This window comes from Amycolatopsis circi (genome assembly GCF_003385235.1).
Lineage (GTDB): Bacteria > Actinomycetota > Actinomycetes > Mycobacteriales > Pseudonocardiaceae > Amycolatopsis > Amycolatopsis circi.
Map to the genome: position 1 here is coordinate 1 of NZ_PQIA01000038.1, position 15180 is coordinate 15180.

Annotated in this window: 15 protein-coding genes; 8 read left to right on the forward strand and 7 right to left on the reverse strand. The window is 67.8% G+C overall.

All coding sequences use genetic code 11. The annotated features are described in order from the left end of the window. Positions 1-191: 191 nt before the first annotated feature. From D0D37_RS18345 to D0D37_RS46665, 6 genes are all read left to right on the forward strand, one after another. Positions 192-908 (forward strand): TetR/AcrR family transcriptional regulator, encoded by a 717-nt coding sequence (locus D0D37_RS18345; protein ID WP_116201779.1) that lies wholly within the window; start codon positions 192-194, stop codon positions 906-908. An 848-nt stretch (positions 909-1756) separates the two neighbouring features. Next, positions 1757-3355, forward strand: a complete 1599-nt coding sequence (locus D0D37_RS18350) for a carboxylesterase/lipase family protein (RefSeq protein ID WP_244223566.1) — start codon at positions 1757-1759, stop codon at positions 3353-3355. Beyond that, positions 3352-4254, forward strand: a complete 903-nt coding sequence (locus D0D37_RS18355) for an NADP-dependent oxidoreductase (RefSeq protein ID WP_116201781.1) — start codon at positions 3352-3354, stop codon at positions 4252-4254. Before D0D37_RS18350 ends, D0D37_RS18355 begins: the two co-directional genes overlap by 4 nt. A gap of 30 nt (positions 4255-4284) precedes the next feature. After that, on the forward strand, positions 4285-5805 hold the full coding sequence (locus D0D37_RS18360) for a DHA2 family efflux MFS transporter permease subunit (RefSeq protein ID WP_116201782.1): 1521 nt from the start codon (positions 4285-4287) through the stop codon (positions 5803-5805). Between the two features lie 23 nt (positions 5806-5828). Next, the gene (locus tag D0D37_RS18365; RefSeq protein WP_244223567.1) at positions 5829-6017 is read left to right on the forward strand and encodes a TetR family transcriptional regulator; all 189 of its coding nucleotides are present in this window, start codon (positions 5829-5831) and stop codon (positions 6015-6017) included. Between the two features lie 31 nt (positions 6018-6048). After that, the gene (locus D0D37_RS46665) at positions 6049-6510 is read left to right on the forward strand and encodes a hypothetical protein (protein WP_162834297.1); all 462 of its coding nucleotides are present in this window, start codon (positions 6049-6051) and stop codon (positions 6508-6510) included. Here the strand turns inward: D0D37_RS46665 and D0D37_RS18375 are convergent. Both D0D37_RS18375 and D0D37_RS18380 read right to left on the reverse strand, forming a co-directional pair. Further along, positions 6492-6974, reverse strand: coding sequence for a VOC family protein (locus D0D37_RS18375; protein ID WP_116201783.1), 483 nt, complete (start codon positions 6972-6974; stop codon positions 6492-6494). The genes D0D37_RS46665 and D0D37_RS18375 overlap by 19 nt on opposite strands. Continuing rightward, positions 6971-7825: an NAD(P)-dependent oxidoreductase gene (locus D0D37_RS18380; RefSeq protein ID WP_116201784.1), complete on the reverse strand. Its 855-nt coding sequence runs from the start codon at positions 7823-7825 to the stop codon at positions 6971-6973. The genes D0D37_RS18375 and D0D37_RS18380 overlap by 4 nt, the downstream gene beginning before the upstream one ends. 67 nt (positions 7826-7892) lie before the next feature. On the opposite strand from D0D37_RS18380, the gene D0D37_RS18385 reads away from it, so the two are divergent. Continuing rightward, positions 7893-8363 (forward strand): MarR family winged helix-turn-helix transcriptional regulator, encoded by a 471-nt coding sequence (locus tag D0D37_RS18385; RefSeq protein WP_208720023.1) that lies wholly within the window; start codon positions 7893-7895, stop codon positions 8361-8363. Between the two features lie 628 nt (positions 8364-8991). Continuing rightward, positions 8992-9408 carry a hypothetical protein gene (locus tag D0D37_RS18390; protein WP_162834300.1) on the forward strand — a complete coding sequence of 139 codons (417 nt, stop codon included), beginning with the start codon at positions 8992-8994 and terminating at the stop codon, positions 9406-9408. 104 nt (positions 9409-9512) lie between these two features. Here D0D37_RS18390 and D0D37_RS18395 read toward each other — a convergent pair whose 3' ends face one another. From D0D37_RS18395 to D0D37_RS18415, 5 genes are all read right to left on the reverse strand, one after another. Next, a complete protein-coding gene (locus D0D37_RS18395) occupies positions 9513-10028 on the reverse strand; it encodes an SRPBCC family protein (RefSeq protein ID WP_116201786.1) in 516 nt (171 codons plus the stop codon). Positions 10029-10052: 24 nt separating this feature from the next. Then, entirely contained in the window at positions 10053-10973 is a 921-nt protein-coding gene (locus tag D0D37_RS18400) for a VOC family protein (protein ID WP_116201787.1), read from the reverse strand. A 1-nt stretch (position 10974) separates the two neighbouring features. Further along, positions 10975-11826 carry a fumarylacetoacetate hydrolase family protein gene (locus D0D37_RS18405; protein WP_116201788.1) on the reverse strand — a complete coding sequence of 284 codons (852 nt, stop codon included), beginning with the start codon at positions 11824-11826 and terminating at the stop codon, positions 10975-10977. Positions 11827-12299: 473 nt separating this feature from the next. Then, the gene (locus tag D0D37_RS18410; protein ID WP_116201789.1) at positions 12300-13247 is read right to left on the reverse strand and encodes a LysR substrate-binding domain-containing protein; all 948 of its coding nucleotides are present in this window, start codon (positions 13245-13247) and stop codon (positions 12300-12302) included. A gap of 354 nt (positions 13248-13601) precedes the next feature. After that, positions 13602-15122: a tannase/feruloyl esterase family alpha/beta hydrolase gene (locus tag D0D37_RS18415; protein ID WP_116201790.1), complete on the reverse strand. Its 1521-nt coding sequence runs from the start codon at positions 15120-15122 to the stop codon at positions 13602-13604. Positions 15123-15180 lie beyond the last annotated feature (58 nt).

Below are 15180 nucleotides of genomic sequence, written 5' to 3' on the forward strand. Positions count from 1 at the left end.
GTGGTGTGAGGTGATGCGGGTTGCAGCACGCTTCGCGTGCAAGAAGGTCGGGGTGCGGGGTGCGGGGTGGTGGCGCAGGCAATGGGGTGCGGCACCGCGTTGTCCCGGGTGCTCCGGTACCGGCCCTGGCCCCACCCGGGCGAACAGTGTTCGGCGAACGAACAGCCGCCTCTCCGGGATAGAGTGCACCAGTGGACCCCAAGGAACGGCGCGCGGCACGGCACCAGCCCTCGAAACCCGGAACCAGCCCCAAACCCCGGCGACGCACGGTGCCGATCACCGTCGAGCAGGTCGTCGACACCGCGTTGGAGATCATCGCGGCCGAGGGATACGAGGCGTTGTCCATGCGCCGTGTGGCCGACGCGTTGAACACGGGTCCCGCTTCGCTCTATGCGCACGTAGTCAACAAGACCGACCTGGACGAGCTGCTCATCGCGCGGCTGAGCGCGAAAATCGTCCTGCCGAAACCGGACGCGGCGAACTGGCGCAATCAGATTCGCGACGTCTGCGCCCAACTGCGCGACCTGTACCTGGCCTACCCCGGAATCTCCGGCGCCGCCTTCGCGGTGGCGCCGACCGACCTCGACACCGCGCGGCTCACCGAGGGAATGCTGGCGATCCTGCTGAACGGCGGCGTCACGGCGCAGGCTGCGGCTTGGGGTGTTGACGCCCTGCTGCTTTACGTGGCCGCTTACTGCCTGGAGGCGTCGATCGTGCGCCGGCGGGTGGAGGAGAAGGACGCGGTGTGGGTCGTCGGGCGAGACGAGATGCAGCGGCGGCTGGCTTCGTTGCCGGAGGAGGAATTTCCTTATACGGCAAGTCATGCTGTCGAGTTGACTGCGGGTGAGGGACATGACCGGTTCGACTTCGCGGTGGCTTTGATGATCGACGGCCTGACGCGTCGGTAGCCGATCGGTTGCCGCCGTAGCCTGCGGACTCGGTGGTGGTGCGGGGTTTGGCTGGTTCGATTCCGTGGTCGTCTGGATGATGGACGGTTTGACGCGTCGTTAGGTGATCAACCGCAGCCCTGTCCGTGGGCCCGCTGGTGGTGTGGGGCGTGGCTGGCTCGATTTTCGTGGTTGTCTGGATGCTCGATCCTCTGACGCGTCGTTAGGTGATCGGCCGCAGCCTTTGCCCGTGAGCCCGCCGGTGGTGCGGGGCTTGGCTGGTTCGGCTTAGCGGTCGTCTCGATGACGGACGGTTTGACGCGTCGTTGAGTGATTGGCCGTCGCCGTTGCCTGCGGGCCCGCTGGTGGTGCGGGGCTTGGCTGGTTCGGCTTCGCGGTCGTCTGGACGCTCGACGGTTTGACGCGTTGTCAGGTGATCGGCCGTAGCCCTTGCCCGTGGGGCCGCCGGTGGTGCGGGGATTGACCGGTTCGGCTTCGCGGTCGTCTAGATGCTCGACGGTCTGGTGCGTCGCTACGTGATCGGTCGCCGCCCTTGTCCGCGGACTCACCGGTGGCGCGGGGCTTGGCCGGTTCGAATTCGCGGCCATCTGGACGACCGACGGTTGACGCGTCGTTAGATGGACGGCCGCCGTTGCCCTCGGATCCGCCGAGGGTGCGCGGCGTGGCCGGTTCGATTTCACCCTCGTCCGGATGACCGGCGGTTTCGCCCGCTGGTCGGTGACGCCGCCGACGCGGTTCAGTCCCGCTCTCTGGCGGATGGCGAGTTTACCCAGGTCAGAGCCTATTCTTCCAGTCGCGCGCCCGCTCGAAACCACCTCCTCCCCACCCGGCCGCAGGTTTCGTGCGCGTTGACAGGAACACCGTTCGTTGATAGAACGGTGTTCGTGGACAACCTGACAGCCCAGCACTCAGCCGGATCGGCGGGCACCCCGACCGCGGCTCGGCGACCCGTGGCGGAGACCTTCCACGGCCGGGTCCGGGGCACAGTCGAAGGCGACGTCGCCGTCTTCCGGGGCATCCCCTTCGCCGCGCCACCGGTGGGCGACTTGCGCTTCGCGGCACCCCAGCCGCCGCACACCTGGGAGGGAGTCCTCGACGCCGAAGCATTCGGCCCGATCCCGGCCCAGGCGGAAGTGCCGTCTTCCGCCGTGGCGCCGCCGCCGAGCCCAGGGGACGACGGGCGCGGCTGCCTCACCGCGAATGTCTGGACCACCGACCTCTCCGGCAACCGTCCGGTCATGGTGTGGATCTACGGCGGCGGCTACCTCGCCGGAAGCTCGGCCGACCCGGTGTACGACGGAGCAGTCCTCGCCGAAGAGGGCGGCGTCGTGGTGGTGACGTTCAACTACCGCGTCGGCGCCGAAGGGTTCGGGCAGATCGCGGGAGCACCGGCGAACCGCGGGCTGCTGGACCAGGTCGCGGCGCTCGAGTGGGTCCGGGACAACGCGGCCGCGTTCGGCGGCGATCCGGCGCAGGTCACGGTCTTCGGCCAATCCGCGGGCGGGGGCGGGGTCGCCGCGTTGCTCGCGATGCCGCGTGCGGCGGGGCTGTTCCGCCGGGTGATCGCGCAGAGTGTGCCGGGAATCTTCGTCTCTCCGGAACTGGCGGCGGACGTCATGGCCACGATCGCGGCGGGCGTCGGAGTCACAGCCACCGTCGAGGGGCTTCGTGAGATCTCACCGGCCGCACTTGCCACGGCAGTCGACGCGCTTGATATCCGCGAGTACGCCGATCGCTGGGGTGCTTTCGCCTATGGGGTGACGCCGTTCTCGCCGGTTGTCGACGGCGAGGTTCTTCCTGACACGCCTTGGAAAGCCCTCAAAAACGGTGCATCGCACGACGTCGAGTTGATCGTCGGGCACACCCGCGACGAGTTCCGGAAGATGCTCGCCGGGCGCGGGCTGCTCGGGCGGGTCACGGAGGAAATGACGGAAGACGCGCTAAGAGCATTAGCGCCGGACGGCTACCGCGCGGCCTTCCCGGAAAAGACGCCCGAGCAGCTCTACGAAACCCTCCATTCCGACTGGCTCTTCCGCATGCCCTCGGCAAACCTCGCCCGCGACCACACCGGCCGCTCGTTCCTGTACGAGTTCGTCGTCGAAGCACCCGGCTTCGGCGGGGCACTGGGAGCTTGCCACGGTGCCGACGTCGCGCTGACGTTCGGCAATCTGACCGGGCCGTTGGTCGAGAAACTGCTTGGGCCACAACCGAATGCCGAACTCACCACACTCTCGGCGGAGATGCGAGCGGCCTGGACCGCCTTCGCTCGCGGCGAGGGTCCCGGGTGGGGCGAGTTCGACGACGCGGGGACGACCTGGGTGATCGGCGCCGACCCGATCGTGCGGTCTTATCCGGAACAACTGTCCGCGAACCTGTGGGCGGGTCACGATTTCCCGTGCCTGCCTCTTCGAACCTCGGCCGCGGGCCGAGAAGGGAGCACCTCGTGAAATCGGTCCGGTTCAGCACCTTCGGCGGCCCGGAAGTCCTCGAGATCGCGGACGTCCCGGATCCGCACCCCGGCCCCGGCGAGGTGCGGATCTCCGTGCGCGCCGCGGGCATCAACGCCAGCGACTGGAAGAAGCGCCAGGGCCTGATGGACCAGGAACTCCCGCAGACCATGGGGCACGAGGCGGCGGGCGTCGTGGACGAACTCGGCGAGGGCGTCACGGATGTCGCGATCGGCGACCGCGTGTTCGGTTTCGCCGCTTCCGGTGGCGCACAAGCAGAACTGACCGTCCTGTTCTGCTACGCGCCTATCCCGCCGTCGCTCAGCTTCGCCGAAGCTGCCGCGCTGCCAGCAGCAACCGAGACCGCAGCGCGTGCGCTCGACCAGCTTGGCGTCAAGAGCGGCACCACGGTGCTCGTCAACGGTGCCTCCGGCAGTGTCGGCGGTGCTGCGGTTCAGCTCGCGGTGGCCCGGGGAGCGCGCGCGATCGGCACGGGAAGCCCTGCCACACATGATTTTCTGCGCTCGCTCGGAGCCGAACCCGTCGCCTACGGTCCTGGTATGTCAGACCGGGTCCGCGCGCTCGCGCCCGACGGTGTCGATCTGGCGCTGGACGTCGCCGGAAGCGGCGTCCTGCCGGAGCTGATTCAGCTCGCCGGCGGCCCGGAGCACGTCATCACCATCGCCGATTTCGCTGGCTCCCAGCAGTACGGCGTGCGGTTCAGCCGCGGCGACGGCGGACACGCGCTCTACGTGATATCTCAGCTCGGCGAGTTGATCGAAGCCGGCAAGTTCACCCTGCCCGTCGGGCAGACCTTCCCGCTGACCGAGGTCGCGGAAGCGCACCGGGTCGGCGAATCGGGCCGCGTGCGCGGAAAGCTCGTGCTGCTGCCCGGCTGACGGGCCCCTCACTTCAATCGAGAGAACCTCATGAATTCTGACCTCTCGCCGACCGGGACTGCCCAGTCGGCTCCTCGAAGCGCGCTCGGAAACGCCGTGCGCCACAAGCAGCGCTGGCTCGCACTCGTCGTGCTGAGCCTCGCCCAGCTGATGGACATCCTCGACTCCACCATCGTCAACATCGCCCTCCCGAGCGCGCAGCGCGACCTCGGATTCCCCGCCGATTACCGGCAATGGGTCCTCACCGGCTACGCGCTCGCGTTCGGCAGTCTCCTGCTCCTCGGTGGCCGGCTCTCTGACTACTTTGGACGGAAGCGGCTGTTCCTCGTCGGCGTCGGCGGTTTCGCGCTCGCTTCCGCGGTCGGCGGTGCGGCCGGGAACTTCGCGACACTGCTGGCCGCGCGAATCGGCCAAGGCGCGTTCGCCGCGATGCTTGCGCCAGCCGCATTGTCGTTGCTGTCTATCACTTTCGCCGATGACGCGAAGGAACGCGGCCGCGCGTTCGGGATCTTCGGCGCGATCTCCGGCGCGGGCGGAGCGGTGGGATTGCTGCTGGGCGGCGTCCTCACGCAGAGCCTGTCGTGGCGGTGGTGTCTCTACGTCAACCTGATCATCGCGGCGGTCGCGTTCGCCGGCGGGCTGATTCTCCTGCACGACGGCGATCGGCCGCAGCGGGTCCGGCTCGACGTCGCGGGCACGGTCGCCGTGGTGCTCGGCCTGATCGGGCTCGTTTTCGGGCTCGGCACCGCGGAAAGAAACGGCTGGCACGACATCCGGACGCTCGGGCCAGTGCTCGCGGGCGTCGCGCTCATCGCCGCCTTCGTGGTGATCGAACGCCGCACCGCTCATCCGCTGCTGCCGCTGCGGGTGATCCTCGACCGGGTCCGCGGAGCGGCGTACCTGACTTTGGGGATCACCGGGACCGGGATGTTCGCGGTCTTCCTGTTCCTCACGTTCTATCTCGCGAACACGCTGGGGTTCAGCCCGGTGCAGACCGGCGTGGCGTTCCTCCCGATGATCGGCCTGGTCATGGTCGGAGCGGTGTTCTCCGGTGCGGTGCTCCTGCCGCGCTGGGGACCGCGGCCGATCGTCACCCTGGGATGTCTCCTCGCGGCAGTCGGCATGGTCATCCTCACCGTAATCGGCGCGGACTCGAGCTACGCCGCGAACATCCTGCCCGCTCTCCTCGTCACCGGCCTCGGATTCGGGTTCATCTTCGGCCCGGTGCAGAACGCCGCGACCAGCGGAGTCCAGCCGCACGACGCCGGGGTGGCGTCCGCGCTGGTGACGACCGCCCAGCAGATCGGCGGCTCCATCGGGACGGCGGTGTTCAGTTCGCTCACGACTTCCGCGATCGCGGGGTACCTGGCCGCGCACCCGGCGACCGCGACCCATCCGGACACCATCGCCGCGGCGACGTTCGCCGGATACCACCTGGTGTTCTGGATCGCGGCTGCGGTTTTCCTCGGCAGTGCGGTGCTGGCCGCGCTGCTGTTCCGAAGCGGCCCCTTGCCGTTGCCCGCTGACGAGCGTGACGTGGCAGCAGTCTGAGATACGAACGCTAGCCTGGTCGTATGGCAGACACTCGTCCTGGAGGCCGTACCGCCCGTACGCGCGCGGTGGTGCACAACGCCGCGCGCGAGCTGTTCGCCGAGGGGCGCGAACAGCTGTCAGTGCGGGAAGTGTCCGAGCGGTCGGGTGTGCACGAGGTGACGATCTACCGGCGGTGGGGACGATTCGATCTGCCGTTCACCGTCCGCTGAACTGAGTCGCCCGCGGCATAGAATCGGCCGCATGGCCGGCCAGAAGCTCCTCGCTTTCCTCCGCGAGCTACCGGAGACCACCTCGTGGACAGTGGTCGCCGACGACGCCTCGGTGAGATGGCAACTCAGCGGGTTGACATGGCAGGCCACGGTGCTCGTTGATCCACAGCGCTGGCTCGGGGTGGAGTTCGCGGCGCGGGATCCGGCGAGCGGCAAACGCGTCACCTACGACATCGACACCGATCTGTACAACATCTCGCAGGACAAATACTTCGAATTCGCCGGAGAAATCGAAAGCGACATCATCGAATTTCTCGGCAACCTGAGGAACGGTTCAATGCTGAGCGGGAACGACGGGACGAAGTTCGTGCTGGTCTTTCCTCTCGACGGTTCCTGGGTCCGGGTGGTCCAAGGGCGGTTCATGACCAGCGCGTCGACGCACGCCGATCTCGCTGCGGCCCGGGCCGGTGGAGACTATGTCGTGGTGCGGTGATTGGCCGGTCGGTCGCGTGCCAGCGGCGCGATCCAGGGAGATTCGAGGTCCGCGCGGTGGGCGTCCCAGTCGTGGGTTTCCTTGCTGTACAGCCGAATCGACGCGCCGTCCGGATCGTGCACCACGACCAGCCAGCCGAGCAACCCGCGCAACACGCCGGAGTTCGGCACGCCCGCCGCGTCGAACCGGGTGACCCACGCCTCCACCGCGGACCGGTCGGTTACCGCGAAGGTCACCGGGTCGAAGCCGGACATCGCGGAGGCCGTTCCGGGCGCGAGCCTGAGTTCGATCGGCTCTGCTATCCCAGGGAGAGCGATGATATATCCGAACAGCGTCCCGTCCGGCGTGCGATGGTCCCATTGCGGCTGCCGTGTCGCGCCGAACGCGCGTTCCCACCAATCCAGGCTGCGGTCCAGGTCGCTCGCCGGGAACTTCAGGTGGTGCACTCCGGCCAGGCTCGTCATGCCGACTGCTTCCCGAGGACGACTCGGACCGCTGCCAGATCGTGGTCGCCGAGGCCGTTGTCCGCGGCCTGGGTGTAGAGCTGGGCGAGCCGGTCCAGCAGCAGATCCGGGACTCCGGCCGACGTCGCGGCGGCGCGGATGCGGGCGAGGTCCTTGACCGCCGCGCGGACCGGGCTCAGCACCTCGTCGGTTTCGCCGGTCAGCTGGGCCGCGCGGTAGTGCAGGTACGGGCTGTCGGCCTTCGAACCGGCGACGGCGCTGAGGAAGAGCTGGAAGTCCAGTCCGAACGATTCGGTCAGCACGGCGGCTTGCGCGGCCATCGCGTTCAGGCCGAAAAGCCAGGCGTTGCAGGCTAGTTTCAGCAGGCTCGCACCGCCGGGCCGGTCCGCGACATCGACCACAGTGGACGCGAGCGCCTCGAGAACGGGACTTGCCAGTCGCTTGGCTTCGGGCGCTCCCGCGACCATGAGGGTGAGCCCGCCGCGCTGGGGATTGCCGAGGAACGGCGTGTCGAGGAGGGTGACGCCGAGCCGTTCCGCGGTCTGGACGATTTGCTCGATGTCCGCGCCGACGGTCGCGCTCTGCAGCACGACCGTTTCGGGGCCGAGGGCAGGCGCGATCTGGTTCAGCACGTCCAGGACCGCTGCCGTGTCAAACACCGTGACGAGCACGATGTCGGCTGTGCGCGCGGCCTCCGCGGCAGTGGGGAAGACCGCCACGCCGCGCGCCGCCAACGGCTGGGCGCGGGATTCGGTCCGGTTCCACGCGCGGACCGCGAAGCCGTGCTCCTGGAGTCGTTTTGCCATCTCGGAACCCGCGTCGCCTGTTCCGAGAACCGCCGCTGTTCGCATGAGGTCCCTCCTGATGTGTCAACTTGACGTATCAAGTCAGATGTCCGACACTACCGCAAGAGACGACGTGAGGGAGACGATGAGCCTCGACCCCGAGCCGCTTTCCGTGCGGGAGACCCAGCTGTGGCGATCGTTCGTGCAGTTCAGCGGTGATGCGGTCGCCGCGGTGGAGCGGGATCTGTTCGCCGCGACGGGGTTGTCCGGGGCGGACTTCCAGATCCTGGCGCGTCTGTACGAGGCCGAGGACCGACAGTTGAGTCAGAAACTGCTCGGCGAACTGACCGGCTGGACCGCGACCCGGCTGTCGCATCAACTCGCCCGCATGCATCGGCGCGGCCTGGTCGACCGTGCGGCTGCGGGGCGCGGGCGGTTGATGCGGATTTCCCTTACCGAAGAAGGTTCGCGCACGTATGAGGCGGCGTTGCCGTCCCACGCTCGCGCGGTTCGAGAGCACTTCCTTGGCGGTGCCGGGGTGGCTGAGCTGGAGGAAGGGCTGCGGTTGCTCGGCGCCGCGAGGTTGGATGGCGGTTTCCACTGAGCGCTGCTGGTATCTCATCGGGTCGTCGTTGAGATTGCCGCCGTCGCGCGGCCGCTGCCTGTGGCGTGGAAGAGCCCGCCGAGGAGAGTGCCGTTTTCGGCCAGGCCGCGGAATCGCGAAGGTAAGTGGTGGATGGTTTCGGATTCGGGACCGCGAATTCCGCCGTGCCGATCGATCAGCAGCAACCGTGACTGGGTCATTCTTCCGCAGCCTTGCTCGCTGAGCAAGAATTATCCGGTGCTGCGATGGCGCATCGGCCGCGTGTCCCGCGTTCAGACCGGACAAAGCGACTGAATCCATCCGTTAGCCCTTTTGCCGGTGGCGACTTGCTTCTGACGATAGCCACGATCGAAGAACGGTTCTCGCGCAACCGACGGGATTCCCGGTATCATTTCCGGGCTAACGTCGACCTGTCGGGGGTCTGGCCGAGAAGGAGGTCGCATTCCCCGCCCTTGGTCAATCCGGCTTGAAGGCGACTGAATTCCGTGCGGCCGAAAGAATGAGCAGCTGTGCTCCGAACGGCCGTGAGCACGTGCGGCGCGGCCGAGGCGGGCAACCCCTTTTCCGGTGTTGTGTCCGATTATGGAGTGGGTGATCAGCTGTCATGAGAAAAATTATTGTCGCGGCGATGTGTGTTCTCGCCTTGTTGGGGATGAGTGTTCCCGCGAGCGCCGACCCGGCGCCGTCGAGCACCGTGAGCATTGCGCCGACTACTGTTGCGCCAGGCGCGGCCCTGACCTTCTCGGTGACCCTGTCGAACGCCGACGCTGATCCGCTGAAAGGCGGAAAACTGGGTCTGGGCGTGGCGAACGGGGCGATCAATCAGCTCCTGGACGTCAGCACCTGCGCGCTGTGCTACCAGGCCGGAAACACTATTCGCTACGGCGTGGGCGACGTTCCGATCAACGGCAACAAAACCTTCACCTTCACCATCGGGGTTTTCGTCAACGCACAGCTCGGGCAGTACGTAATTGAGCACCAGTTCGTCGGAGACAATTATTCATACGAGACGTTGGAGGGCCCGACGATCACCGTCTCGCGGTAGTACGCGGCTGGCACTGCGTCGCCGGGTTGAGCCAGGCGACGCAGTGCCGGCGGCCAGTCAGCGGAACGATGCTTTCTCGACCGTGGTGGCGGCGAACCGCGGAACTACACCGCGGTGCCCTCGATGTGCGCCTTCAGCAGTTCCAGCCCGGGCTGGATGCGCGCCGAGTCCTCGACCGGGTGCGGGCCGGCCGGTTCGGTGGGCGGGACCAGCCGCTCGAACAGGCGGCAGAACAGGGTCGTCCCGTCGCCGAGGTCGAAGGTGGTGAAGGTGGCGATCGCGTGCATCGACGGCGCCAGAGTTCCGTCGTCGAGCACGTCGCGGCCGACCACGGTCCAGAGTTTGCCCGGGACCCGCGCGACGACGGTGTACAGCTTCGGCTTTTCGTTCAGGTCCGGCACGATGGTTTCGAGCAGTTCGTCGCCGAGTTCCGCGGGGACGTCCGCCGTGCCGCGCCGCACTTCGGTGCCGGACGCCATCGGCAGCCATTTCGGCAGGTTCGACCAGGTGGTCGCCCAGTCGTAGACCTCCTGCGCCGGGCGCTTGACCACGATGCGGTTTTCGACGAAGCGGATGTTGAGGTTGTCCGGAATCTGCGGAACGTACAGGGCTTCAGACATGATTTTTTCTCTCCTTTTTCGGGATTACCTGGGGGAATGCTGTCCGGTCATGAGCGCGCCGAGGTCGTCCGGTTCGAGGAACGACGGCGGCGGGGGCGGGCCCCAGCTGAACAGGCCCTGTGCGCCTTCGAAAACCTCCGGCTTCCAGATCTCGTCCTCGGGGACGCAGTCCATGTCGGAGTAGTACTCGCTGAAGTTCCCCGCCGGGTCTTTGAGATACCAGAAGAAATTGGAGCCCGCGTGATGGCGGCCGAGGCCCCAGACGTGCCGGTCGGGATGGCCGTTCAGCATCGCCGCGGCGCCGCGGCCGACGTCGTCGATGTCGTCGACCTGCCACGACGTGTGGTGCAGGAAGTTCACCGGGGCCGCGAGCGCCAGCACGTTGTGGTGATCGACGGAGCAGCGCATGAACGCGCCTTTGTTCCCGATGTAATCGCTGACCTTGAAGCCGAGCGCCTCGGTGAAAAAGCGCATGGTGGCGTCGAGATCGGTGGTGCCCACCACGCAGTGGCCGAGTTTCTTGGGCCGGACCGCGCTGGTGCGCAGCACTCCGGGCGCACGGCCGGACCGCTCGATGCGGCCGGGTCCGTTGTACGGCGTGGCCAGCACGGGCTGCTGCGTGATCCGCGGCGAAATCTCGACCCGGACAGTGAATCCGGAGACCGGCTCGATCGCCGCGACGGCGGTCCCGGTCTCGGTGCTGACTACGCCGAGCCGGTTCAGGCGCGCCGCGGTCCGCGCGATGTCGTCGGCGTCGTCGACTCCCACACCGAGTTCGAGCAACTGCCGGTAAGGCGCGTGCCGGACGCGCAACTGCTCGCCGCCGTCGAGGGTGGCGAAGGACCCGTCGCCGACGTGGGTGAGGCCGAAATCAGCGTAGTAGGCAATGGTTTCCGCGACGTTCGGGACACCCATCGTGACCCGGGTCAGCCGATGCATCCCCATGTCAGGCCTCCGGGTCCGCGACGAAGGTTTGCCGCATTTCGCCGAGGCCTTCGATCCGGCTGACCAGTTCTTCGCCGGCGCGCAGGAATCGTTGCGGCGTGCGGCCGACGCCCACGCCGGACGGCGTTCCGGTGAAGACGAGATCGCCCGGGTACAGCGTGATCGTCCGCGACAGAGCGGAAATCAGCTTCCCGACCGGGTAGATCAGCTCGCGAGTGCGGCTGTCCTGCACGGTCTCGCCGTCGACCGCGCACGACAGCGCCAGGTCGTCTCGATCCGCCAGTTCGTCCGGCGTGACCAGCCACGGTCCGACCGGCGCGAAGTTCGGGAACGACTTGCCGAGGCTGAATTGCGGAGCCGGGCCCGCCAGTTGCGAGACCCGCTCGGAAAGGTCTTGCCCGATAGTCACCCCGGCGATGTAGTCCCACGCTTCGGATTCCTCGACCTGATGCGTGGTTTGCCCGACGACCGCGACCAGCTCCACCTCCCAGTCGACGTTTCCGCCGGGCGGCAACACGACCTCGGCGTCCGGGCTGGTCAGCGCGGAAACGAATTTCGTGAACACCGGGGGAAGACCGTCCGGCGCGGCGAACCCGGACTCCGCGGCGTGGGCGTCGTAGTTGAGCCCGATCGCGACGATCTGCCGCGGGGCGGGGGAAGGCGGACCCAGCTGGGCACGCGTGAAGACGACGTCAGGCTCGGCGGTGAGTTTCTTCGCCCAAGCCCGGAATTCGGTCCAGTTTTGATAGAGGGAGCCGAAGCCGAAGATACCGCCCGACGCTTTGGCGACGTCGATTCCTTTGTCCTCGGCGGTGAGCAGGACGGCCCGGCCGTCCACATTGGCCAGTTTCACGGTTTTCTCCTCAGAAGCAGAGCGTCGGATTGGTCCGCACCGGCAGCGGGAGGCTGACGACGAGGTCGTTCCCCTCGCGCCGGGTGTGCAGACCCGGTGTTCCCGTCCCGGCGGAATCGGCGGCGAACCACGTCGTCGCGGAAAAGTTTCCAGGGGCGCAAAGTGAGTGCCAGCAGCGACTTCTCCCGGTCGTACCAGGCGCGGAGTACCTCGGCTGCGCCGTCGATCCCGGTCAACCTGGTGACCGTCGCGTGAAGCCGAAAAAGTCGAGCAGGTATTTGCCGAAATAGGAACGCTCGGCGACCGCGGCACCGGAATCGTCGATCAGCCGGAAACTTCCGCCGGCTGTCGGAACCGGGCGCACAATGGGCGCCGAACCGGAACCGGGAGGGGTGCAGCAGGAGGAATTCATTTCCATGACTCCCACGCTAGGAGGCGTGGCCATGCCCGTCCAATGCCGCGTTGGCGCTCGGCTATGTCTGTTGGGTATAGCTGATGGTCTTCCGGATCTCGGCCGCCGCCTCGTCCAGCTTGCGCATCATCAGCAGCATCGTCGGGGTGAGCTGCCTGCCCGCGGGCAGCGTTACGCCGACCGATTCCACGATGCCCAGGTCGATCGGCAGCGCGGCCAGGCCCGGTTCGGTCTCGGCGACCAGTTGCGGCATCACGACCAAGGTGTCGGTCTCCAGCGCGATGGCGCGCACGGCCAGGAAGGAACCGCATTCGATGCGGTTGGCCGGGGTCGAGAGGCCGCGGCCCAAGAGGTGTTCCTCCAGCTGCCGCCGCTGCGGGTTGTCTGCGGGCGGCAACGACCAGAGTTCGCCGATCAAGTCGGCGATCGTGAGCCCGGGCTGCCGGTGCGCGGGATGCTGGCTGCGCGCCACCACGCGGGCGGGTTCGTAGTAGAGGTGGTGCTGGCGCAGCCGGTCGTTGTTCGCTGGTTCGAGCGTGCCGACGACGAGGTCGACGTCGCCCGCGAGCAGCGCCTCGTGCAGCGCTTCGGGGCCGCCGTGCCGGATGATGACGGTCAGGTCGGGAGCCACGGCTTTCACCCGCGCGACCGCGCGGGGCAGCAGCACGCTCGCCCCGGCGAGGAAGGTGCCGATCGTGACGGTGCCGGCGTGGCCGTCGACCAGCTCTTCGAGATGCCGCCCGGCCTGGCGGAGTTCGGCGAGCACGGCCTTGGCGTGGTCGACGAACACCTCGCCGAACAGTGTCGCCGCCATCCCGCGCGGGCCGCGTTCGAACAATTCGACCCCGAGGATCGACTCGAGTTCGCGCAGCCCGCGGGTCAGCACCGGTTGGGTGACGTGCAGCCGTTCGCCCGCGGCGACCAGCGACCCGTGCTCGGCGATGGCCACGACGTACCGCAGATGCCGCAGCTTGAGCCTGCCGTCGACGAGATCGGTCCGGTCGGTCATCGGGAACCCTCTCGTCGAGCCGGTCGCATGCGCTCGATTCTGCCGGTCCGCTCAGCGGTGGCCGCCCACCGGCACGACGAAGTGCACGGTTTTGCTGACCAGGACGTGGTGCGTCGGATCGGCCAGCCCGAGGCTGGGGCAGTTACCGGAGATGCGGCAGGCGGAGGGGCTGCGGAAGTGGAGCACGCGGTCGCCAAGACAACCGATCCGACGGTACCAGTGCGAAAGAAGTGAGTTATAGCAAGAAAACTAGGCCCACGTTGCTCATCTTCGCGGCCGTCAGTCGACCGCATCGCGGTACTTCGCAAGGAAGTGCCGTGCGTGCCGTTGGGGGGTCGGCACGCACGGCACAGGTCAGCGGCAGCGGTAGCTGGACGCGACGGCCGGGTCGCCGTAGCCCTGGTACCGCGAGACCCGCGGGTACGCGCACAGGTCGCGGGTCTGCTTCCCGTCCGCGGTCGCGGCCGCCAAGGTGGCCGGTGCCTTGCCGTGTTCGACCCAGTCGACCAGCGCGCCGAGCGGGTTCGTGGGCGTCGCGCCCGCCCCGCCGCCGCAGTGTTCGACGCCGGGGGCCAGGAACAGCCGGTAGAAGTCGTTCACCCGGTGGGAGCCGCCCATCGCCCGTTCGACCTCCGCGCGGTAGCGCAGCGTGCCGCCGGGCGGGATGAGCTGGTCGTCCGTGCCGACGAAGCTCAGCAGCTTGCCGCCGGTCCGGCGGAAGGCCGACAGGTCCGGGTCAGCGGTGCCGATGACGTCGTCGTATTCCCGCACCGACTGGCGGAACACCTGGGCGAACTGGGCGTAGGTGAGCTTCGAGACGTCGAAGTCCGGCTGCTTGGCCAGGAACGACTGCACCCACTGGACCGCGACCGGGAAGCCGGTGGCGTAGGGACTGTCGCCGGTTCCGGCCAGCCAGGCGAAATCGGCGCCCTTCGGGAGGCCGTCCCACAGCTTCCGGCCGCGTTCGTCGGTCGGCCCGGCCCAGATCTTGCGCATGACGTCGGCGTCCTTGGCCGTGACGGTGACTTCTTTGCCGTCGCAGACGACCTTCGTGCCGATCAGGCCGCGCGGATCGTAACTGCATTCGTCCGGCCGGTCGACGATGCCGTTCTTGACGCCGTCGTTCGCGTCGCACGCCTTGATCGCGGCCTGCCGGAACGCGGTGAAAACGCAGGAACTCGGGAAATCGCGCTCCTGGTTCATCACGATCTGCGGCCAGAGCGTCGCGACCGCGAACTGCGTCCAGTGGACCGCGGGCGCGTTCGCCAGGATGCCGTCGAAGTCGCCAGGGTGGTTCTGCGCCTCGGAATAGCCCTGACGGCCGCCGGTCGAGCAGCCGTTCCAGTACGAATAGGTCACCGGCCGGTGGTAGAACCGCTGCGTGACGTCCTTGCCGAGCAGCGCGGCCTCGTGCACCGAGCGGGTCGCGAAGTTCGTCAGCAGCGGCCGGTTGACCTTGCCGGGCGCGGTCAATGCCCACGAGGTGTCGAGAGCCTCGCCGACGCCGGCGTCGGTGGTCACGCCCGCGTAGCCGTCCTTGGCGGCCTGAGCCAGCGGTGCGCCGAAGTCGCCGGCGGCGTACGCGCTTCCGCCGACCGCCTGGAGCCGTCCGGTCCACCGGGTCTGCGGCAGCGCCACGGCGACCTTGACGTGGTCATTGGCCCCAGTGTGCGTGAGCGTGACGGTGATTTCGCAGTAGCCGGGCTTCGGTTCGGCCTGTACCGATTCGATTTTCGCGCCGCTGGGCGCGGTGACTCCGGTGGTGGCGCAGGCGGTGGTCTCCGCCGCGGCGGCGCTGGGCGCGAGCTGGGCGACGGTCGTCACCAGCAGCGCCGCGAGCGGCAACGCCGAGAGAAGTGTTCGGGTGCGTCTCATCGCTTTCCTTTGTGGAGGGTCGCTTTCGGCTGAAACTAAGGCGCTCTCGGCGGTCTTC

Coding starts and splice junctions, on each gene's coding strand:
- D0D37_RS18360 (WP_116201782.1), top strand. CDS start 4,285: ATGAATTCTGACCTCTCGCCGACCGGGACTGCCCAGTCGGCTCCTCGA.
- D0D37_RS18365 (WP_244223567.1), top strand. CDS start 5,829: ATGGCAGACACTCGTCCTGGAGGCCGTACCGCCCGTACGCGCGCGGTG.
- D0D37_RS46665 (WP_162834297.1), top strand. CDS start 6,049: ATGGCCGGCCAGAAGCTCCTCGCTTTCCTCCGCGAGCTACCGGAGACC.
- D0D37_RS18375 (WP_116201783.1), bottom strand. CDS start 6,974: ATGACGAGCCTGGCCGGAGTGCACCACCTGAAGTTCCCGGCGAGCGAC.
- D0D37_RS18380 (WP_116201784.1), bottom strand. CDS start 7,825: ATGCGAACAGCGGCGGTTCTCGGAACAGGCGACGCGGGTTCCGAGATG.
- D0D37_RS18390 (WP_162834300.1), top strand. CDS start 8,992: ATGTGTGTTCTCGCCTTGTTGGGGATGAGTGTTCCCGCGAGCGCCGAC.
- D0D37_RS18395 (WP_116201786.1), bottom strand. CDS start 10,028: ATGTCTGAAGCCCTGTACGTTCCGCAGATTCCGGACAACCTCAACATC.
- D0D37_RS18400 (WP_116201787.1), bottom strand. CDS start 10,973: ATGGGGATGCATCGGCTGACCCGGGTCACGATGGGTGTCCCGAACGTC.
- D0D37_RS18410 (WP_116201789.1), bottom strand. CDS start 13,247: ATGACCGACCGGACCGATCTCGTCGACGGCAGGCTCAAGCTGCGGCAT.
- D0D37_RS18415 (WP_116201790.1), bottom strand. CDS start 15,122: ATGAGACGCACCCGAACACTTCTCTCGGCGTTGCCGCTCGCGGCGCTG.